Source organism: Neisseria sp. P0004.S004 (assembly GCF_051963335.1).
In the GTDB taxonomy this organism is placed as follows: domain Bacteria; phylum Pseudomonadota; class Gammaproteobacteria; order Burkholderiales; family Neisseriaceae; genus Neisseria.
This window is the reverse complement of the sequence record NZ_JBQCUK010000003.1, coordinates 25,705-46,466: the sequence shown is the minus strand read 5'-3', so window position 1 is coordinate 46,466 and position 20,762 is coordinate 25,705. Positions and strand designations below refer to the sequence as shown.

Annotated in this window: 19 protein-coding genes; 14 read left to right on the top strand and 5 right to left on the bottom strand. The window is 46.9% G+C overall.

The window, feature by feature from the left end:
- Positions 1-71: 71 nt before the first annotated feature.
- The 4 genes from prpC to ACTHRY_RS02995 all read left to right on the top strand — a co-directional run bounded on the left by prpC (position 72) and on the right by ACTHRY_RS02995 (position 6,946).
- Positions 72-1,226, top strand: coding sequence for a bifunctional 2-methylcitrate synthase/citrate synthase (gene prpC / locus ACTHRY_RS03010; RefSeq protein WP_049322354.1), 1,155 nt, complete (start codon positions 72-74; stop codon positions 1,224-1,226).
- 401 nt (positions 1,227-1,627) lie between these two features.
- Positions 1,628-4,234 carry a Fe/S-dependent 2-methylisocitrate dehydratase AcnD gene (gene acnD, locus ACTHRY_RS03005; RefSeq protein WP_049322353.1) on the top strand — a complete coding sequence of 869 codons (2,607 nt, stop codon included), beginning with the start codon at positions 1,628-1,630 and terminating at the stop codon, positions 4,232-4,234.
- A gap of 117 nt (positions 4,235-4,351) precedes the next feature.
- Positions 4,352-5,521 (top strand): 2-methylaconitate cis-trans isomerase PrpF, encoded by a 1,170-nt coding sequence (gene prpF / locus ACTHRY_RS03000; RefSeq protein ID WP_049322352.1) that lies wholly within the window; start codon positions 4,352-4,354, stop codon positions 5,519-5,521.
- 213 nt (positions 5,522-5,734) lie between these two features.
- Positions 5,735-6,946, top strand: a complete 1,212-nt coding sequence (locus ACTHRY_RS02995) for an acetate kinase (protein ID WP_188212014.1) — start codon at positions 5,735-5,737, stop codon at positions 6,944-6,946.
- A gap of 58 nt (positions 6,947-7,004) precedes the next feature.
- Here the strand turns inward: ACTHRY_RS02995 and purM are convergent, their stop codons facing one another.
- The gene (purM, locus tag ACTHRY_RS02990) at positions 7,005-8,039 is read right to left on the bottom strand and encodes a phosphoribosylformylglycinamidine cyclo-ligase (RefSeq protein WP_003686290.1); all 1,035 of its coding nucleotides are present in this window, start codon (positions 8,037-8,039) and stop codon (positions 7,005-7,007) included.
- A gap of 205 nt (positions 8,040-8,244) precedes the next feature.
- Here purM and ACTHRY_RS02985 point away from each other — a divergent pair, with 205 nt between their 5' ends.
- Entirely contained in the window at positions 8,245-9,315 is a 1,071-nt protein-coding gene (locus ACTHRY_RS02985; RefSeq protein ID WP_440374038.1) for an AI-2E family transporter, read from the top strand.
- Positions 9,316-9,381: 66 nt separating this feature from the next.
- Positions 9,382-10,098 carry an S-methyl-5'-thioinosine phosphorylase gene (locus tag ACTHRY_RS02980; protein ID WP_440374037.1) on the top strand — a complete coding sequence of 239 codons (717 nt, stop codon included), beginning with the start codon at positions 9,382-9,384 and terminating at the stop codon, positions 10,096-10,098.
- A gap of 46 nt (positions 10,099-10,144) precedes the next feature.
- On the opposite strand, the gene ACTHRY_RS02975 is transcribed toward ACTHRY_RS02980, so the two are convergent.
- The 3 genes from ACTHRY_RS02975 to ACTHRY_RS02965 form a co-directional block, all read right to left on the bottom strand.
- On the bottom strand, positions 10,145-10,639 hold the full coding sequence (locus tag ACTHRY_RS02975; protein ID WP_440374036.1) for a hypothetical protein: 495 nt from the start codon (positions 10,637-10,639) through the stop codon (positions 10,145-10,147).
- A gap of 145 nt (positions 10,640-10,784) precedes the next feature.
- A complete protein-coding gene (locus tag ACTHRY_RS02970) occupies positions 10,785-11,219 on the bottom strand; it encodes a hypothetical protein (protein ID WP_440374035.1) in 435 nt (144 codons plus the stop codon).
- Entirely contained in the window at positions 11,212-12,519 is a 1,308-nt protein-coding gene (locus tag ACTHRY_RS02965) for a homoserine dehydrogenase (protein ID WP_440374034.1), read from the bottom strand. The genes ACTHRY_RS02970 and ACTHRY_RS02965 overlap by 8 nt, the downstream gene beginning before the upstream one ends.
- Before the next feature lie 206 nt (positions 12,520-12,725).
- Between ACTHRY_RS02965 and ACTHRY_RS02960 the strand changes: the two genes are divergently transcribed.
- The 8 genes from ACTHRY_RS02960 to ACTHRY_RS02925 all read left to right on the top strand — a co-directional run bounded on the left by ACTHRY_RS02960 (position 12,726) and on the right by ACTHRY_RS02925 (position 20,505).
- The gene (locus ACTHRY_RS02960) at positions 12,726-13,100 is read left to right on the top strand and encodes an MTH938/NDUFAF3 family protein (protein WP_049322345.1); all 375 of its coding nucleotides are present in this window, start codon (positions 12,726-12,728) and stop codon (positions 13,098-13,100) included.
- Positions 13,101-13,251: 151 nt separating this feature from the next.
- Positions 13,252-14,139: a ParA family protein gene (locus ACTHRY_RS02955; protein WP_440374033.1), complete on the top strand. Its 888-nt coding sequence runs from the start codon at positions 13,252-13,254 to the stop codon at positions 14,137-14,139.
- A complete protein-coding gene (locus tag ACTHRY_RS02950; RefSeq protein ID WP_440374032.1) occupies positions 14,136-15,686 on the top strand; it encodes a ParB family protein in 1,551 nt (516 codons plus the stop codon). The genes ACTHRY_RS02955 and ACTHRY_RS02950 overlap by 4 nt, the downstream gene beginning before the upstream one ends.
- Positions 15,686-16,288, top strand: a complete 603-nt coding sequence (locus ACTHRY_RS02945; RefSeq protein WP_083315820.1) for an STY4526/YPO1902 family pathogenicity island replication protein — start codon at positions 15,686-15,688, stop codon at positions 16,286-16,288. Before ACTHRY_RS02950 ends, ACTHRY_RS02945 begins: the two co-directional genes overlap by 1 nt.
- Before the next feature lie 8 nt (positions 16,289-16,296).
- Positions 16,297-17,043 (top strand): hypothetical protein, encoded by a 747-nt coding sequence (locus tag ACTHRY_RS02940; protein WP_440374031.1) that lies wholly within the window; start codon positions 16,297-16,299, stop codon positions 17,041-17,043.
- On the top strand, positions 17,043-18,566 hold the full coding sequence (locus ACTHRY_RS02935) for a hypothetical protein (RefSeq protein ID WP_440374030.1): 1,524 nt from the start codon (positions 17,043-17,045) through the stop codon (positions 18,564-18,566). The genes ACTHRY_RS02940 and ACTHRY_RS02935 overlap by 1 nt, the downstream gene beginning before the upstream one ends.
- Positions 18,567-18,813: 247 nt before the next feature.
- Positions 18,814-19,863 carry an AcaB family transcriptional regulator gene (locus ACTHRY_RS02930; protein WP_440374029.1) on the top strand — a complete coding sequence of 350 codons (1,050 nt, stop codon included), beginning with the start codon at positions 18,814-18,816 and terminating at the stop codon, positions 19,861-19,863.
- Between the two features lie 96 nt (positions 19,864-19,959).
- Positions 19,960-20,505: a hypothetical protein gene (locus ACTHRY_RS02925; RefSeq protein ID WP_440374028.1), complete on the top strand. Its 546-nt coding sequence runs from the start codon at positions 19,960-19,962 to the stop codon at positions 20,503-20,505.
- A 75-nt stretch (positions 20,506-20,580) separates the two neighbouring features.
- On the opposite strand, the gene ACTHRY_RS02920 is transcribed toward ACTHRY_RS02925, so the two are convergent.
- Positions 20,581-20,762, bottom strand: a 182-nt coding sequence (locus ACTHRY_RS02920) for a hypothetical protein (protein ID WP_440374027.1), incomplete at its 5' end; no start/stop codon positions are given.

Genomic DNA, 20,762 nt, shown 5'->3' with positions numbered 1-20,762 from the left:
GACGGCCTTTCAATAAATCCGCATCGGCCGTCTGAAAAATAAAACCCATAAAAATACAAAGGAGAAATACCATGACTGAAACTACTCAAACCCCGACTTTCAAACCGAAAAAATCCGTTGCGCTTTCCGGCGTTGCGGCGGGCAATACCGAATTGTGTACCGTCGGCCGTACCGGCAACGATTTGAGCTATCGCGGTTACGACATCTTGGACTTGGCACAAAAATGCGAGTTTGAAGAAGTCGCCCACCTGCTGATTCACGGCCATCTGCCCAACAAATTCGAGTTGGCCGCTTATAAAACCAAGCTCAAATCCATGCGCGGCCTGCCTATCCGTGTGATTAAAGTGTTGGAAAGCCTGCCTGCACATACCCATCCGATGGATGTGATGCGTACCGGCGTATCCATGCTGGGCTGCGTTCATCCCGAACGCGAAAGCCATCCGGAAAGTGAAGCGCGCGACATCGCTGATAAACTGATCGCCAGCCTCGGCAGCATCTTGTTGTATTGGTATCAATATTCGCACAACGGCAGACGCATTGAAGTCGAAAGCGACGAAGACACCATCGGCGGCCATTTCCTGCACCTGTTGCACGGCAAACGTCCAAGCGAATCACACATTAAAGCCATGCACGTTTCACTGATTCTGTATGCGGAGCATGAGTTCAACGCCTCCACCTTTACCGCCCGCGTGATTGCCGGTACAGGCTCTGATATGTACTCCAGCATTACCGGTGCAATCGGCGCGTTGAAAGGTCCGAAACACGGCGGCGCGAACGAGGTTGCTTACGACATCCAAAAACGCTACCGCAATGCCGATGAAGCCGAAGCCGACATCCGCGAACGCATCGGCCGCAAGGAAATCGTGATCGGTTTTGGTCATCCGGTGTACACCATTTCCGACCCTCGCAACGTTGTCATTAAAGAAGTGGCACGCGGTTTGAGCAAAGAAACCGGCGATATGCGCCTCTTTGACATTGCCGAACGTTTGGAAAGCGTGATGTGGGAAGAGAAAAAAATGTTCCCGAATCTGGACTGGTTCTCCGCCGTTTCCTACCAAAAATTGGGCGTACCGACCGCTATGTTCACACCGCTGTTCGTGATTTCCCGTACAACCGGTTGGAGCGCACACGTTCTCGAGCAACGCAAAGACGGCAAAATCATCCGTCCGAGCGCAAACTACACAGGCCCTGAAGATTTGGCATTCGTGGAGATTGAAAACCGCTGATACGCGTAACAGCAGGGTGGGCCGCCAGCCCGCCCCATCTCGAAATGCCGTTTGAAAACAATGAATAAATTAAGTTTTCGTTTTTCGACGGCCTAGTGCAGTATGCGAGAGAGAGAGCCGGCCGTTTGGAAAACATGCTGCTCTGCTGTCGTCATTCCCATACAGGCAGAAATTCAAAAGTTGAAATGTTCTGCTGTAAAGAGTGCTGAAAGATTTAAGTTTGGATTTCCGTCTATACGGGAATGATGGTAGCAGAGCGGCAATTTTTTTTCATACCGCGAATAGATTTCAAATCACAAGCAATAAAACCGAATTTATGGTTTCAGACGGCCTGAAGGTCCGAATCAACAGGCCGTCTGAAACCCCAAAACCAAAAAAAGAATAGATTTAGGAGAACCGACATGACTGCCAACCAACGCTACCGTAAAGCTTTGCCCGGTACGGATTTGGAATATTACGACGCGCGTCAGGCGTGTGAAGACATCAAACCAGGCTCTTACGACAAGCTGCCTTATACAAGCCGCATCTTAGCTGAGAACTTGGTCAACCGCGCAGACAAAGTCGACCTGCCTACGCTGCAAAGCTGGCTGGGCCAGCTGATTGAGGGAAAACAGGAAATCGACTTCCCTTGGTATCCGGCGCGCGTGGTGTGTCACGATATTCTGGGTCAGACAGCGTTGGTGGATTTGGCAGGTCTGCGCGATGCAATTGCCGAAAAAGGCGGCGATCCTGCCAAAGTGAATCCGGTGGTGCAAACCCAGCTTATCGTCGACCACTCTCTGGCCGTTGAATGCGGAGGCTACGACCCCGATGCCTTCCGCAAAAACCGCGAAATCGAAGACCGGCGCAACGAAGACCGTTTCCACTTTATCAACTGGACAAAAACCGCCTTTGAAAATGTGGACGTGATTCCAGCAGGCAACGGCATTATGCACCAAATCAACTTGGAAAAAATGTCTCCGGTTATTCAAGTCAAAAACGGCGTGGCATTCCCCGACACCTGCGTCGGTACTGACTCACATACGCCGCACGTCGATTCATTGGGCGTTATTTCCGTAGGCGTGGGTGGTTTGGAAGCCGAAACCGTGATGTTGGGTCGCGCGTCCATGATGCGCCTACCCGATATCGTCGGCGTTGAGCTGACCGGCAAACGCCAGCCGGGCATTACTGCCACCGACATCGTGTTGGCACTGACCGAATTCTTGCGTAAAGAGCGCGTGGTTGGTGCATTTGTCGAGTTTTTCGGTGAAGGTGCAAGAAGCCTGTCGATCGGCGACCGCGCAACCATTTCCAACATGACCCCTGAGTTCGGCGCGACTGCCGCAATGTTCGCCATCGACGAGCAAACCATTGATTATTTGAAACTGACCGGACGCGACGACGCACAGGTGAAATTGGTGGAAACCTATGCCAAAACCGCAGGTTTGTGGGCAGATGCCTTGAAAACCGCCGTTTATCCGCGCGTGTTGAAGTTTGATTTGAGCAGCGTAACGCGCAATATGGCAGGCCCGAGCAACCCGCATGCCCGTTTTGCGACCACCGATTTGGCCAGCAAAGGCTTGGCTAAACCTTACGAAGAGCCTTCAGACGGCCAAATGCCTGACGGCGCAGTGATTATTGCCGCGATTACTTCCTGTACCAATACTTCCAATCCGCGCAACGTTGTCGCCGCCGCGCTCTTGGCACGCAATGCCAACCGCCTCGGCTTGAAACGCAAACCTTGGGTGAAATCTTCGTTCGCCCCCGGCTCGAAAGTGGCTGAAATCTATTTGAAAGAAGCAGGCTTGTTGCCTGAAATGGAAAAACTCGGCTTCGGTATCGTCGCCTTCGCTTGCACCACCTGCAACGGCATGAGCGGCGCGCTGGATCCGAAAATCCAAAAAGAAATCATCGACCGTGATTTGTACGCCACCGCCGTACTGTCGGGCAACCGCAACTTCGACGGCCGTATCCATCCGTATGCGAAACAAGCTTTCCTCGCTTCGCCCCCGTTGGTCGTTGCCTACGCGCTGGCAGGCAGCATCCGTTTCGATATTGAAAACGACGTACTCGGCGTTTCAGACGGCCGCGAAATCCGCCTGAAAGACATTTGGCCGACCGACGAAGAAATCGATGCCGTCGTTGCCGAATATGTGAAACCGCAGCAGTTCCGCGACGTGTATGTACCGATGTTCGACACCGGCAAAGCGCAAAAGGCCCCGAGTCCGCTGTACGACTGGCGTCCGATGTCAACCTACATCCGCCGTCCGCCCTATTGGGAAGGCGCACTGGCGGGCGAACGCAGCCTGACGGGAATGCGCCCCTTGGCGATTCTGCCCGACAACATCACCACCGACCACATTTCACCGTCCAACGCGATTCTGGCAGCGAGTGCGGCGGGCGAATATCTGGCGAAAATGGGTTTGCCCGAAGAAGACTTCAATTCCTACGCCACCCACCGCGGCGACCACCTCACCGCCCAACGCGCCACCTTCGCCAATCCGAAATTGTTTAACGAAATGGTGAAAAACGAAGACGGCAGCGTGCGCCAAGGCTCGCTCGCCCGCGTCGAACCCGAAGGCGAAACCATGCGCATGTGGGAAGCCATCGAAACCTATATGAACCGCAAACAGCCGCTCATCATCATTGCCGGCGCGGACTACGGACAAGGCTCCAGCCGCGACTGGGCGGCGAAGGGCGTGCGGCTGGCGGGCGTGGAAGCCATCGCCGCCGAAGGCTTCGAGCGCATCCACCGCACCAACCTCATCGGCATGGGTGTCTTGCCGCTGCAATTCAAATCCGGCACCAACCGCCACACCCTGCAACTGGACGGCACGGAAACCTACGACGTGGTCGGCGAACGCAAACCGCGAGGCGACCTGACCTTAGTCATTCACCGCAAAAACGGCGAAACCGTCGAAGTCCCCGTGACCTGCCGCCTCGATACCGCAGAGGAAGTGCTGGTGTACGAAGCCGGCGGCGTGCTGCAACGGTTTGCACAGGATTTTTTGGAAGGGAATGCAGCGTAAGGTAAATCGGGCATCGTCAAAATGCCCGGGCTATGCTCAAAAAGGTTTTCAGACGGCCTCGAATGTTTGAGAGGCCGTTTGAAAAAACCATACTAGAAATACAAAGGAGAACTCGAAATGCCGCAAATTAAAATTCCAGCCGTTTACTACCGCGGCGGTACATCTAAAGGCATTTTCTTCAAACGCACTGATCTGCCGGCCGCGGCGCAGGAAGCAGGCGAGGCTCGCGACAAAATCCTCTTGCGCGTACTCGGCAGTCCCGACCCTTACGGCAAACAGATTGACGGTTTGGGCAATGCCAGTTCGTCCACCAGCAAAGCCGTAATTTTGGACAAATCCGAACGTTCCGATCACGATGTCGATTATTTGTTCGGACAAGTTTCCATCGACAAACCTTTTGTCGATTGGAGCGGCAACTGCGGCAATCTGACCGCCGCCGTGGGCGCATTTGCCATCGAACAAGGTTTGGTCGATAAATCCAAAATCCCTTCAGACGGCCTGTGTACCGTCAAAATCTGGCAGAAAAACATCGGCAAAACCATTATTGCCCATGTGCCGATGCAAAACGGCGAAGTCTTGGAAACGGGCGATTTTGAGCTTGACGGCGTAACGTTCCCGGCAGCCGAAGTACAAATCGAATTTTTAGATCCAGCCGACGGCGAAGGCAGTATGTTCCCAACCGGCAATTTGGTTGATGAAATTGATGTGCCGAATATAGGCCGTCTGAAAGCCACGCTTATCAATGCCGGTATTCCAAGCATTTTCCTCAACGCTGCAGATTTGGGCTATACAGGCAAAGAGTTGCAAGACGACATCAACAACGATACTGCGGCTTTGGAAAAATTTGAAACCATCCGCGCGTATGGCGCGCTGAAAATGGGCTTGATCAGCGATGTATCCGAAGCCGCCACCCGCGCCCATACTCCGAAAGTCGCTTTTGTCGCCCCTGCGGCCGATTACACCGCTTCAAGCGGCAAAACCGTAAAAGCTGCCGACATCGACTTGTTGGTACGCGCGCTGAGCATGGGTAAATTGCACCACGCCATGATGGGTACCGCTTCAGTCGCCATCGCTACCGCCGCCGCTGTGCCCGGAACGCTGGTCAACCTTGCAGCCGGAGGCGGAGCGCGTAAAGAAGTCCGTTTCGGGCATCCGTCAGGTACGCTGCGTGTCGGTGCCGCCGCCGAATGTCAGGACGGACAATGGACGGCCACCAAAGCAGTCATGAGCCGTAGCGCACGCGTGATTATGGAAGGACAAGTCCGAGTGCCGGAAGATTGCTTTTAAGTTTTCAGACGGCCACGCTATTAAACAAGGCCGTCTGAAAACCAAATAAGCAAATTTTAGTCAGGTAGCGATACCTGCAATGGAGATTAGGGTTGGGCATGAAGCCTGACTAAACACAAAACCAAAGGCAATCTGGAAAGCTCTCAAATGTTTTTGCTCTTTTCAGACGGCCTAAAGCCAAAAAAACAATCAAAAATTCAAAGGAGAAACACCATGTCCAACCAACTCATTCTTGTTCTGAACTGCGGCAGCTCTTCACTCAAAGGTGCCGTTATCGACCGTAAAAACGGCAAAGTTCTCTTAAGCTGTCTCGGCGAACGTTTGGGTACGCCCGAAGCAGTCATTACGTTCAGCAAAGACGGCAAAAAATGCCAAACAGCTTTGATCGGCCGTAACGACCATGCCGGTGCCGTAGGTATGCTGTTGAAAGAGCTTGAAAAACACGGCCTGCACGACCGCATTAAAGCCATCGGCCACCGCATCGCACACGGCGGCGAAAAATACAGCGAATCTGTTTTGATCGACCAAGCAGTAATGGACGAACTCAATGCCTGCATTCCGCTCGCTCCGCTGCACAACCCTGCCAATATCAACGGCATTTTGGCTGCGCAAGAGCATTTCCCGGGCCTGCCCAATGTCGGCGTGATGGATACTTCGTTCCACCAAACCATGCCGGAGCGTGCCTACACTTATGCCGTTCCACGCGAATTGCGTAAAAAATACGCTTTCCGCCGCTACGGTTTCCACGGTACCAGTATGCGTTATGTTGCCCCGGAAGCCGCACGCATCTTGGGCAAACCGCTGGAAGACATCCGTATGATTATTGCCCACTTAGGCAACGGCGCATCCATTACCGCCATTAAAAACGGCAAATCCGTTGACACCAGTATGGGCTTCACGCCGATCGAAGGTTTGGTAATGGGTACACGTTGCGGCGACATCGATCCGGGCGTATACAGCTATCTGACTTCCCATGCCGGTTTGGATGTTGCCCAAGTTGATGAAATGCTAAACAAAAAATCAGGATTGCTCGGTATTTCCGAACTTTCCAACGACTGTCGTTCTTTGGAAATCGCGGCGGATGAAGGCCATGAAGGCGCACGTTTGGCTTTGGAAGTCATGACCTACCGCCTTGCCAAATATATTGCTTCGATGGCGGTGGCTTGCGGCGGCGTAGATGCGCTCGTATTTACCGGCGGCATCGGCGAAAACTCGCGCAACATCCGTGCCAAAACCGTTTCCTATCTTGATTTCTTGGGTCTACACATCGACACCAAAGCCAATATGGAAAAACGTTACGGCAATTCAGGCATTATCAGTCCGACCGGTTCTTCTCCGGCTGTTTTGGTTGTGCCAACCAATGAAGAGCTGATGATTGCCCACGATACGGCGCAATTGGCCGGCTTTTTGGAAGAAGTAGGCTAGGGCAGTGTAAACAAAAAAGGGCGGATTCATCATCCGCACTTTTTCATTGGATCTCAAATCAAGCCACTTGGGTTTGATGTTCGTCGCCGTTTCGCTCACGAACTGCGCCCAAACGGTAAACAGTTTCGCCTTGTTCGCTCAAGAATGCCTGTACTGCATCGGCATCTTCTTTAGCAATGATAACAACCATGCCGATACCGCAGTTGAAGGTACGGTACATTTCTTGGGTTTCCACATTGCCTGCTTTTTGAAGCCATTGGAACAGTTTAGGCAATTCCCATGCTTTGGCATCGATTTGTGCAACGGTATTTTCAGGCAAAACGCGAGGTACGTTTTCGGTAATGCCGCCGCCGGTAATATGGGCCATGCCTTTAATGGTGAATTTTTCCAAAGCGGCAAGGATAGGTTTCACATACAGGCGGGTAGGGGCAATGATGGCTTCGCGCAAGGTTTTGCCGTTGTCAAATTCCGCGTCCAAATCAGGATTGTCGCGCTCGATGATTTTGCGTACCAAAGAGTAGCCATTGGAGTGTGCGCCGTTGGAAGCCAAGCCCAAAACAACGTCTCCGGCCTGAATGCTGCGGCCGTTGATGACGCGTTCTTTTTCAACCACGCCGACGGCAAAACCGGCCAAGTCGTATTCGCCTTCGGGATACATGCCCGGCATTTCGGCAGTTTCACCGCCAATCAAAGCGCAACCCGATTCTTCGCAGCCTTGGGCAATGCCTTTAATCACATCAGTCGCGCGGGCAACATCCAACTTGCCGCAAGCGAAATAGTCCAAGAAGAACAAAGGTTCTGCACCTTGAACCAAAATATCGTTGACGCTCATGGCAACCAAATCGATGCCGACGGTATCGTGTTTGTCCCAGTCGAATGCCAGTTTCAGCTTGGTGCCGACGCCGTCCGTACCGGAAACCAATACCGGATTTTTGTATTTTTTGCCGATTTCGACCAAAGCGCCGAAACCGCCCAAATCACCCAACACTTCAGGGCGCATAGTACGCTTGGCAAAAGGTTTGATGTTTTCGACCAGTTGATCGCCTGCGTCGATATCCACGCCTGCGTCACGATAGCTCAAAGAAGTGCTCATTGGATTTCCTTATTCGGGTATGGGGGTAGATTGTCGGAGCGTATTTTATCTTAAATTGGAGGATTCAGGCTGAATTTTTTGGCATTATTGTCAACAATTTTTATTTTATCTTAATAGCCGTCTCACTTTCAGACGGCCTTTGTGAATCTGTTATACTGCTTATTTATTTTGAAAACCTTAAGCATCAACTGGGGAACACCTTTTTATGTATCAAAAGAAAACGCGCGGCGCAAAACCGTGGATTATTATGGCTTGCGTCATCGCAGCCTTTATTTGGCTTTTATATGCCTTGGGCGATGTTTTGACGCCGTTTATTGTGGCCGCCGTTTTGGCCTATGTTTTGAATCCCTTGGTCGAGTGGCTGCAATTGAAGCGTATCCGTCGCGCGCCGGCCTCTATGATTATTATGGCGCTGGCTTTGCTGATATTGCTGTCGTTAGTACTGATTATCGTACCTATGTTGTTGAACCAGTTTAATAATCTGGCTGAACGCCTGCCGCAAATCGTGGGTTTTGTTCAAAACAAACTGCTGCCGTGGCTCAACAGCATCAGCGGGGATTATATTCAAATTGATCAAGAATCAATCATCGCATGGTTGCAGTCGCATACGGATGAGTTGAGCAATACGCTCAAAGCATGGATTCCGACCTTGATGCGTCAAAGCGGCAACGTCATCAGCGGTGTCAGCAATTTGGTGTTGTGGCCTTTGTTGCTGTATTACTTCTTGTTGGATTGGAAACGTTGGTCTTCCGGAATCAGCAAACTGGTTCCGCGTCGTTTTATCGAGACCTACACGCGTATCAGCAGCAATATGGATGAAGTTTTGGGCGAGTTTCTGCGCGGCCAGCTGATGGTTATGATGATTATGGGCTTGGTCTATGGCTTGGGCTTGATGCTGGTCGGTTTGGATTCCGGCTTTGCCATCGGTATGATTGCCGGTATTTTGGTATTTATTCCGTATTTGGGCGCATTTACCGGCCTTTTGCTGGCGACAATTGCCGCGCTTTTGCAATATGGCTCATGGCAGGGCTTGTTGATGGTCTGGGCTGTATTCGGTGTCGGACAATTCTTGGAAAGCTTTTTCATTACGCCTAAAATCGTCGGCGACCGCATCGGTTTGTCTCCGTTCTGGGTGATTTTCTCGTTGATGGCTTTCGGGCAACTGATGGGTTTTGTCGGTATGCTTGCCGGTCTGCCGCTTGCCGCCGTGACGCTGGTTCTATTGCGTGAAGGCGCATCTGCCTATTTCGGCAGCCATTTCTACAAACATAAATAAATGGATGATATTAAGGCCGTCTGAAATCCAAGTTTCAGACGGCCATTGATAACAAAGGAAGTCTATATGTTAGCCATTATCGGCGGCAGCGGTTTGACCAAACTGCCGGAACTCGAAATTACTGAACGAAAAATCGTACGCACCCCATACGGCTTAACCAGCAGCCCTATTTTGTTCGGCAGGTTGGGGCGCTTGGATATTGTTTTCCTTGCCCGACACGGCTTCAGCCATACCATCGCGCCGCATGAAATCAACTACCGCGCCAATATCTGGGCACTACACTCTTTAGGCGTAGAAAACATCATTGCCATTTCTTCAGTCGTCGGCATCAATCCTGATTTTGAAAACGGCAGCCTGGTGCTGCCGGACGATTTGATCGACTATACTTATGGCCGCAAAGATACCTTTTTTGAAGGCCAAGAATGCCCGGTCGTCCATACCGATTTTTTCAACCCTTATAGCAATGAGTTGCGGCAAGAATTATTGAACATCACAAAAGCACACAATGTGCCGATTTACGACGCCGCCGTTTATGGCTGCCTGCAAGGCCCGCGCCGCCCGACCCATGCCGAAATCGCCCGTTATCGCCGCGACGGCGTAGATGTACTCGGGATGACCGGTATGCCAGAAGCCGTTTTGGCCAGGGAGTTGAAAATGGCCTATGCCCACTTTTGCAGCGTCAGCAGCATTGATTGTTTTGATAATGGAAAAGAGAATGAAGGCTGTAACGAACAGGTTTCTATGACAATGACCAAAATCCGACAGTTATTAAATGGTTTGTAACTGATAATGCCGTCTGAAATGAGGTTTTCAGACGGCATTGTTATATTTAAGAAGCTGTTTCACGCGCCCAGTAGGGCAGAGAGGCTTTTTGTTTGCGGAACGAGGCAAGTTGCATGCCCCGACATTTTTCAAAAATCAATTCAACTCCGCTTTGCAAGTGTAAAATTAAATTGGTATGCGTTTCCGTTTTAATAAAATCGATATTGCGTTGCACCAAACGTTGAATGACGGCATACACATCAAGGCAGCCATTTGAGAAAAACCACGGATTCAACTTTACCCAACGGCCGCCGCTTAAGGCAGCATCAGGCTGAAAATCAGCACGAATCTGTGTCAGCCGATTGTCGGAGAAATGCAGCTCGATATCTCCATAAAGCCAAATATTCCAGCCTTTTTGTACCAACAAGCCTTTAGGGACGCAATCAGGCGCAGGGAACATCTGCAAAATAGATTCCGCAGATTGTCCGATTTCCAAATAATCAAATCGGCCGGTATACAAAAAATCATAAATATCAACGGCAATAGGAAAGTGGTAACGCATGGCAATAACCATAGAAAAGCAATTAACCAAGCTATCTTAAACTTAAAATATAATGAAATCAATTCTTATTAATATTTATTCAATATAAGAAAGGCCGTCTGGAATTTCAGGCGGCCTTGTATCTTTAGTTTAAATCGATATTGGTTTACTCAGCCTTTAAATCAGCCACGCATTGCTTATCGCGTGCCTCAAAAGCTTCCGCGCCACCCAAGAGCTTGAGTTGCTCCTCAGGGCTGATTTTGCCGAAGTTTCGGATTTGCTCGTCAGAGAGTTTGCTCAAAGGCTGATCCCACATGCAGACACAATAGTCTTGAGCCAATTTCTCGTTTTGCGCATCCAAACCTTTTGCTTTCAAATCAGCTTGCCATTTTTCAGCAAAAGGAATGTTTTTCACGCAAGATTCCACCACATTTTGTTTCATCTGCGGCTTGTTCATGGCGCATTGTGAGAGCAGGGCGGTCAGAGCCAGCAAAGACAAAATAATCCATGCCCAAATGCGGATGGTGCGGATTTTTGCCTTGGCTTTCTTTCTGGCCGCCAATTGTTCTTCAGACGGACTTTCTGTTTGTTGCTCAGTCATGCAGGCTTTCCATGCGGATCATGGTGATCGGAGCATCTACGCAGCTCAGAGCTTCAATCGCTGCGATAGCGCGTTTGACATTACGTTCCACAGTTGTGTGAGTCAAAATCACGATTTCAGCAGTGCTTTGATTAATCACGCCTTTTTGAATCAGAGCCTCGATAGAAACATTTTCTTTGGCCAAGAGGGCGGCAATTTGACCCAAAGTGCCCGGTTCGTCAGTTGCTTGAACGCGCAGATAGTAGCTGCTGGTGATTTCATCCATAGGCAGAATATTTTGCGCTTGAACTTGTGAAGGCTGGAATGCCAAGTGAGGGACACGGTGGTCAGTTTCCGCTTCAATCAGACGGGCAATATCAATAATATCGGCAACCACGGCAGAAGCAGTCGGCAATGCACCGGCGCCTGCACCATAATACAAGGTTTCACCAACCATATCGGCATTGACACGGACGGCATTCATCACACCGTTCACATTAGCCAACAGACGGCTTTCAGGAATCAGAGTAGGGTGTACGCGCAACTCGATGCCTTTGTCGGTTTTACGGGTAATACCCAACAATTTGATACGGTAGCCGAGTTCTTCAGCATATTTGATGTCGCGGCTGTCGAGTTTGCTGATGCCCTCCAGATAGCAGGCAGAAAAGTTCATCGGCGTACCAAATGCCAATGCGCTCATAATCGTAATTTTATGGCCGGCATCATGACCTTCGATGTCAAAAGTAGGGTCAGCTTCTGCATAGCCCAAAGCCTGAGCTTCTTTCAATACGTCTGCAAACGCGCTGCCTTTTTCACGCATTTCAGTCAGAATGAAGTTGCTGGTACCATTAATAATACCGGCGATACTGCGGATTTGGTTCGCAGCCAAGCCTTCACGCAAAGCCTTGATAATGGGGATCCCGCCGGCAACAGCAGCTTCAAACTGCACCATGACATTTTTTTCTTCCGCCAAAGGGAAAATTTCATTGCCGTATTCGGCCAGCAGTTTTTTATTGGCAGTAACAATATGTTTGCCGTTTTCAATCGCTTTCAATACCGCATCTTTGGCGATACCGGTACCACCAAACAATTCAACAACAACATCAACATCTTGATGTTGAACCAGCTCAAACGGATCTTTGATAAAAGCAGCATTCGGGCAAATTTGTTTAGCTTTTTCTTCGCTCAAATCGCAAACAGCAGAAATACGGACTTCGCGTCCCAAACGGCGGCTGATTTCCGCAGCATTGTCCTGCAATACAGTGGCCGTACCACCACCGACTGTACCCAAACCTAAAAGACCGATATTTACTGGCTTCATTGTGTCTCCTTTTGAGCCGATACTTTAAAATAATCACGAAAAACCAAGGCTTGTTATAATCGCTTGCAATCGTCAATTCAGAGCAAAGCATCAATGCACAAGGTCAAACGTTGAATCCTACCTGATATTGCTTGATTTTGCACCTTTTTTTGCAAGTTTCCTAAGGCCGTCTGAAAAATCGTTCTACCATAAAAACAGGAATTGCCATGAAAATCACAGAAAACCATATCGATGAAGCCGCATCATTTTTTTCATCCTCACAAGGCATATTGCAAATCGGCGAACAAACATATTCAGAACCCATTTGCTGGCAAGATGGCAAAATTAGCATCATTCCTCAAACAACCATCGAAGAATTAAACGAACAAATTTTTATATCAGCAATTGAGACAGCAGAAAACCGTCCTGAAGTCATCATTATCGGTACCGGAGCGAAACAACAATTTCTGCATCCCAAAATTGCCGCAGCCTTATCAACTTACGGAGTCGGCCTCGAATGCATGAATACAGCCTCAGCTTGCCGAACTTTAGTTTTACTGCAAGGCGAAGGCCGAAGCACATGGGCTTGGTTGTGGCCATAATTTGTGAAAAAGGCTTTTACATCATAACAGTGTAAGTTCGCATAATTTATATTATGTTAAATTTCCTATTCAAGATGATTTAAGCATATTCTTCGCATCTTAATTCACCTCTTCTCGCTGACGTTGTTCCTTGATTATACAAGGAAATATTATGTCCGCACCCGTAATATTGTCTGCGGCCGCTACCAAAGGCGGCGTAGGCAAAACAACACTCATTGCTAATGTCTCCGGCGTTCTCGCCGATATTGGACTCCGCGTCCTAATGATCGACTGCGACGTTCAGCCATCACTGTCTAAATACTACCCAATAAGCCACCGCGCTCCAAATGGTATTGTCGAATTGCTTCTCGGTGAAAATACCGAAGAAGTCATCCGCTCGACAATATCCAATACCATTTTTCCGAATTTAGACATCGTTATTTCCAATAACATTTCTGCTTTAGTCGAGACTGAAGTAACTTCTCGTCCGGATCGTGCCTTTTTACTGAGAAGCAAACTGTATTCCCAATACATTCAGAATAACTACGATGTTGTTTTGATCGATACTCAGGGTGCAGTCGGCCCTCTCTTGGATACAGCTGCCTTCGCTGCTACATGCTTGCTTTGCCCAATCATGCCTGAAGTTCTTAGTGCCCGTGAGTTCCTTACAGGTACACAAGAACTTCTGAAGAGACTGCAAAGAGGCGAAGCGATGCGTATTCCAATGCCTCAATTACGAGCCATCATCTACGCACAAGATCGTACCAATGATGCAAAATTCGTCGCATCTCATATCAAAGACTTCTTTAACAACAGCTTAGACGACAGACGTAAATTGTTAAGCGTAGCTGTTCCTGCTGCCAAAGCATATAAGGAAGCCACAACGTTACGAGTTCCTGTTCATTGCCATGAGCGTAAACAGCTTGGAAAGATGCTGTCTGCTTATGAAATCATGCACCGTATTGTTTATGAGATTTTCCCTGGTATCGAAAATAAAAAATTGCGTGGAAGCTGTTTCAACGACATGACCAGCCTGCTGCAAGAGGAGGTACAGTCATGAATCTGGACCAAACCAAAGCAGCTTTGAGCCTAAACATCGGTACACCTGCACAGACAAATATGAGTTTTGGCCTCGAGGATAGCCCTTCTCAGGGCATGTTAATGTCGTTACCAATCAGCGAGATCGATTTCTTTGACAAAAACCCACGCCGTTTACATGATGTTTCCAGCTATGAGGCTATCAAAGAGTCCATCCGTTCTTCAGGTATCCAACAACCGGTACACGTTACCCAGCGACCTGGTGAAAATAAATATGTACTGGCACAGGGTGGTAATACCCGTCTCAAAATCTTGCGCGAACTCTTGGAAGAAACTGGCGATAACCGCTTCCGTATGATGCCGTGCATTTACATCCCCTACACTGACGAAACTACATTGCAGGTTGCGCACCTTGTTGAAAACGAACTGCGTGCTGAAATGTGTTTTTGGGATAAAGCCTGCAAATACGCCGAAATTCGCGATATTTTCCAAGATGAATCTGACTCAGGGAAACTTTCTTTGCGCGAACTGGAAGTGATGTTTTCTGATAAAGGGCTTACGGTTTCTCATAAAACTCTGGGATTGTTCTTTTTTGCTTCTGATAATTTACAGGAGCTCCAAGAATACGCATTCAAACTTTCCCATGCAAAAGTTGAAGAAATAAAAAAAATTCACTCTAACCTGTTCTCAATTTCTAAATCAATTCAGTTGGACGACTCTTTCCAATATTTATGGTCAGATGTGCTGGAACAGTGGCATAACCAATATTCTGCAACAGACTTAGACGTACATGAGCTTTGTCAGTTTGTACTCGCCAAATTCAAATTTGAATATGGTGCGGAAGCCTTTCCTGAAACAGAAAATTCATCTGATAAGAACAAATCTGAAACAGCTGTCAAACAAGATCTCAATTTGCATCAAAAAGAAGCATCTGAAAAAAACACTGAGTCAGGGGATTCGGCTATTAAATCTGTGCCAGCTAAAGAAGATAGCCTAGAGGCTGATGCAGGGAATGAGCCGAAAGGAACTGAACAGACAGGGTTCGATGCCCTGGATGTTCAGAATCATCAGGTTACTTTGGAACAAACTAGCAAAAAACTGTTTTCTGCGGTTCGTAAGTTGTTGGCCAAAGTGAACCTGTCTGATTGCTTTAAAACCCACAAAGACTTCGCATACGGTTGGTATGTCGAGTATCCAGCATTTGAGCATATTTCAGGATCCAGTGCCGAAAATGCAATCTATGCTATTGATGTTTTGCATGAGGAAGCCGGCAATGTTTTTACATTCCTGTGGAAGCTTTGCGGTATCGATAACTTCATGTTTGATGTTGGCGATAGCTCAAATCCCCTGCTTTCGCTGAAAAATGATTCAAAACTTCGTATTGCATACGAAGATCCCGACAAATACGACGAATATACAAACTGCGGCATTGGCAACAAAGAGAACATCATTGCCTCTGTGTTGAATTGGCAGACAAATACTGAGCATGAATTTCACGCCAATGTGGTAGAAATTTTATCTTTGAGCACACAGTACAACAATTTAAAAAATAGAGGGAGTGAGGAGTGATGCGTAAGCCGTTTATTAGTAATCCCGTATATCGACTATTCAATACAGATCCGGTTTATACGAATCTTGCACTGACAAGATTGGCATCCGCGCCAAATACGCCGCGCGAAGCCTCTTACAATGCTTTGGTCGCGCGTGAACATGAAGATGTTTTGAATACTCTCAAACGGATGAACCCAAAGCGAATTGAGAAATTGGCATCAATGTGCCCCGATGTCGTGACCTATTCTATTGATCTGAAAATTTTGCAAAACAAAATTGCGGAAATGGAAAATCACGAACAAAGATTTTCCCAGCAAATGCAGCGGCTCCGATGGATGTTGAAACATAAGGCCAGTAATCAAATGATCATGAACTTATGTTCCTTGATTTCTACTGCAGAAATTAAAAAGGCGCGTTTGGAGTTGAATACTCCTGTCGTTAAAGGGCGAATTGTTATGCCGTCTATTGAGGTTAGACTCAAAGTTTTGAAGGCATGGAGTAAGTCAGAAAAAGAAAGTGATATTTTTATTCGCTATCAGCAATTAATCGATGAGTTCCCCGGCTATAGCCTTGCACAGTTACATTCAATCATCAACGATGAAAAGTTTTTTGGAGCATGAGCATGTATATGGATTTTTCTACTTCCTACGATTATGAGACTGGTTTTGTACCTGCTAAAAGCATGTCTACCAATGACTTCATGCGAGGCTTGGTTGCTTTGTGGGAAGAGCCAGCCACATATGTGCGTCAGTTTGCTCAAGCGGTCGGTTCTGTATCCGAGGGATATTTTTTGAGTTGGTTTGTCGAGAAATGTCTGCCAGGCGAATGGGTAAGCTTGAATAATGATCTGTTGTTTAATGAAGCAGGTATTACCGCGAAACAGTGGCGAAATATTCGGAGTAGTCTTCTGCAGAAAGGTGTTTTACTCAATCGGAGAACTGTAGCACCAACCGAATCCCAATTTACTTTGAATGATGCACTGTTTGAGGAATTGGTACGCAAACATAGTGAATCAACCGATGTACTTGATATGGTTGCGCCCCCTATTTCGATTAATAAACTTCATCTGAAGACATTGGCCGACAGAGGACTTTCTTTTGTGTCCGTCTTGTATTTGTCGTTTCTTCAAAGTGAGGCTGAATATCAAGATTTGTGTAAGCGTGGTGACTGGTCGCCTTGGACTCATGCAGCTGAAAAGCATGTTTTTCATTCAACTATGTTGTCTAGGCGACAACAGGAAAGAGCTATTGCCGAATTAACCTCTTTTGGTTTGATTGAGAGCTGTGTTGATGGTATGCCGGCAGCGCGTCGTTGTAGATACAGTTTGAAGATGCTTGCTGATCTTACCTCTGAATATTTGAACGGATGTGTGTGATGGTTACCGCCACAAAATTACCCCCACCGAAAGTGTTCAATTCTGAGCTGACACAATGCTGGCAAGCTTTGCAAGGTAGTCGAAGAGTCGCCATCTATCGCTGTTTGATTGACATCACAGGATCTCTGAAAGCTGCAGCCATGCTTTCACAGTTGATTTATTGGACAAGAGTGAGCAAAGAGGTTGCCGAACGGGATGGTTGGATTTTTAAATCTATTGCTCAGATGGAAGCCGAAACGGGTCTGACAGTGAGAGAGCAACGCACTTGTAAGATTAGGCTTCTTGATACAAACCTTATTCAAACATGCCGTAAAGGTGTGGGTGCTGCTTTGGCCATCAAAGTGAACTTGGATACCATGGCTGAGATGATCGCGAAATCTAGTGGTACTGACGATCAATTTGGACTTACGCTGGCTGATTTGCAAAACACAAGTTCCCTCTATTTTAGAAAACACTTCTCTAAGAGAATTGCTTATCACCGTGACCTGGTTTCTCTTACAGGCTGTATTAATTCGGCAGTATTGTTGTCATGTGTTTTAAATGATGCTGTTGGTTTGGTTTCTCAACATCCACATTTACAACGTCACGCCTTTGCTACTTTGACTGCTGCCGATTGGGAAGAGCGAACCTCTCTCTCTTATAAATCTCAATTAACAGCTCGAAATAGGTTGAAGAATTTGAATCTCATTTATGAGAAAAATTTCTTGGCCAGTCGCCGTATTTTTACCCTGGTAAATGGTCACGATATTGTTAGAGCCATCAAAAAACTTCTTGCTGGCAAACAGGACGACGGCTTCAATCCATATAACACCAAAAAACGTGAAATTCTCAGTTTGGCGGAAAGGGCCAAATGTGATTGGCGGAAAGGGCCAAATGGATTGGATAAAGGGTTTCAGGGCAATTTTGAACGTGATAATCCCCTATTATCTGATATGACATTCAGAAGTGTCGAAAGGGAATATTCGGAAGTGTCGAATAGGAATTTTAAGAAAGGTCATAGTGGGAAATTCACAAGCGTCGATTGGGAAAGTTCAGAAGTGTCGAATCGGCAGATTATTTATTATATAAATTACAAAGGGGTTTATAACTACAACTACATGACTGTCGAACCCAACAAGTCATGTTCTCCCAAACAAGATCATGTGGTAGTGGTTGATGCTGATGTTGATTTGATTTATCCAAGGCTCTTCAACGTGCAAATGCGTCAACAGGCAGATTTGATTTTTGCAAAACATCTTTCAAAAAGTTCCTGGGCTTTGAAGCAGGAAATCTTGGATGAGATAGAGGGGCAGAAAAAGGAAGTTACTAGCCCACTCGGCCTTTTAGCTAAACTTTGTCAACTTGCTTCGCAAGGTAACTTTACTGCCATTGTTGCACCGCAGGTTAAATTCAATCGTGAGCAAGCTCGGAAATTACGGGTATCTCTTGAAAACCAAAAAAATTCAGAGAATATCCAAAATAAGGATTCTTCGGATTTTGAGGCTGCCCGCGCTAATTTGAGAAAGTTTTATGCTAAAAAGTAATATTTAAGTTTAATAATATATAAATCAATAAAATAAAATTTCATCTATTTTTGTTTTACAACAATTTTATGATGTTTCTTTGAAAAGCTGTAACGGGGCGTTACAGAACTGGGTCCGAACATGGCCACTGTAACGTGTCGATCCAGTCATCGGCGAAGCGAGAAGACGATGGTGTTTGCCGTCTGAGAATATGCTGCGCTGAAAGGGGCTTTACAAGAACTTTCTGATAACTTGATAGGATTTGAAAATGGAATTTGCGAAACAGAGATATATTGTCAAACCTGGTGCGATTCACGTCGCTCAGCAATTTGATCTCAAAGTCACGACAAAACAGTCACCTTTCAGCGACGGTTACGATATGGCTCGTGCTGCTTTGGCTTTGGGGGGTAAGGTCAATCAAAAGTTGACTGAGGATGACGAACAGTTCCAACTGTGGGAAGAGTTTAAAGCCCATGAATTGCTGCTCAAGCAACATCTTCAAAAGGAGACAGGTCGAAAGCATCACTTGGTTTGGGGGGAGTATGAAATTCTTTCTTCTGAGAACGACCGGTTTAAAAATATTGGCAGCTTGACCTCTTCCGGTGATGATGGTTTTTTTATGCATACCAAGCAAGGTATTCGTATGTGGGAAGGCAATAACAACAAGAAAAACGGCCCACGTTGGCCAGGTATCAGATATGGTCTGACACTCAGTAACGAGTTGTTCGGTATGGCTATGTCCGATAATCCTTATGCCCAAAGTCGTTTATTGCAGATTGAAAAACAGATGTCCGAAATTGAGGAATTTTTTGAGACTGTAAAAAAACAGGTTCATGCTCAGATTGATAGTTTGGCCGCTGCCGGCATGAAGATTACCTTGATTCAGAACAATAACCCTGTTCATATCAGATTGAATGCTTTACGGGCTTATGGTTTCAAACTGGTTAAATTGTTGCGGGATTACGATAGTTTTGTATGTGCCGTTAAGACTCTCAATATCAAAGGCATGATGGCTAATAAACAATGTAATGACACATTGTATAATGGCGGTCGGATGATGAGGAAGTTACTGAATGATTTGTATATAGCGGTTATGGAGACTAGAGCCATCAAGAACATTCGACGTGACAGTCTGCTTGATCCAGAACAGTTAGCGAAGTTGAAGTCTGCAGTTGACCAAGAAATTCTTCCTAGAATACCACTATCTGTTTGGGTATATGAGTCACAACCCTCTTTGGTTTATATCCAGAAAAAAATGAATCAGGAGGATCTCAATAAATTGGTTGATATTGTTCGTGACAATGGGTTGTCAGGCTAGTTGGAGCGGGGGGTTACAATCGAGTGTTAGGAGAGTTACGGTTGGCCCCCTTTTTGGTTTGGATTTGTTTTTAGAAGTATGGCTGATATGAATAATATGAATACTCAAAAATCAGGTAAGGATGAATACTTAAAATTTTGGGAATATAAAAGGCTTTTAAGGGTAAGGGGAATTGAAGATATAGAAACAGAAATTGAATTAAAATTAGCTGATCTTGAAAAGTTGATCGATGAGGCACAGTCTTTCCACGAGGCATGTCAGGAACTTGATCTTGTATATCCAATCGTGAGAGAACATTTGAAATTGAGTAATAAATGCCTGGTTAGCTTAGATCTGAAAAAATACTATATTCCCAACATGCTCTTTTTTAAAAATGTGGTTTCTTCCAGTGGGCGTCAATCGCGTAAAAAGTTTTTTAAATGGGCAGATATTAGTACGGCTTTGGATAATACAAATGCCAGCCTTGATGAACGATTACTTCATATGAAGATTTATTTTGATTGCAGACAGTATTTCTCTCGAGGTAGGCAGATTGCCGGAGATTTGGCAGAATTGTTTTCGATGAAAGAAGTTTTTGAAGAAATTTTGAAAGTTGAGAATTTGGAGCGAAGAAATCTTCCTAGTAATATCATGGTTAAGTAAGAATTAAACTACCTTTTTTGAATCGGTTGCCATCACATATGTGATGGCTTTTTTTTGGATGACTGTAACGCCCCGTTACAGTAGTGGATACCGGCGGCGGCATCGGCTTTCGTCAACTTCGTTTCTGTTCTGCGCCGATGACTGTAACGCCCCGTTACAGTTTCCGGTGGCGGTCCAGTTCTGTAACGCCCCGTTACAGTAGTGGATACCGGCGGCGGCATCGGCTTTCGTCAACTTCGTTTCTGTTCTGCGCCGAT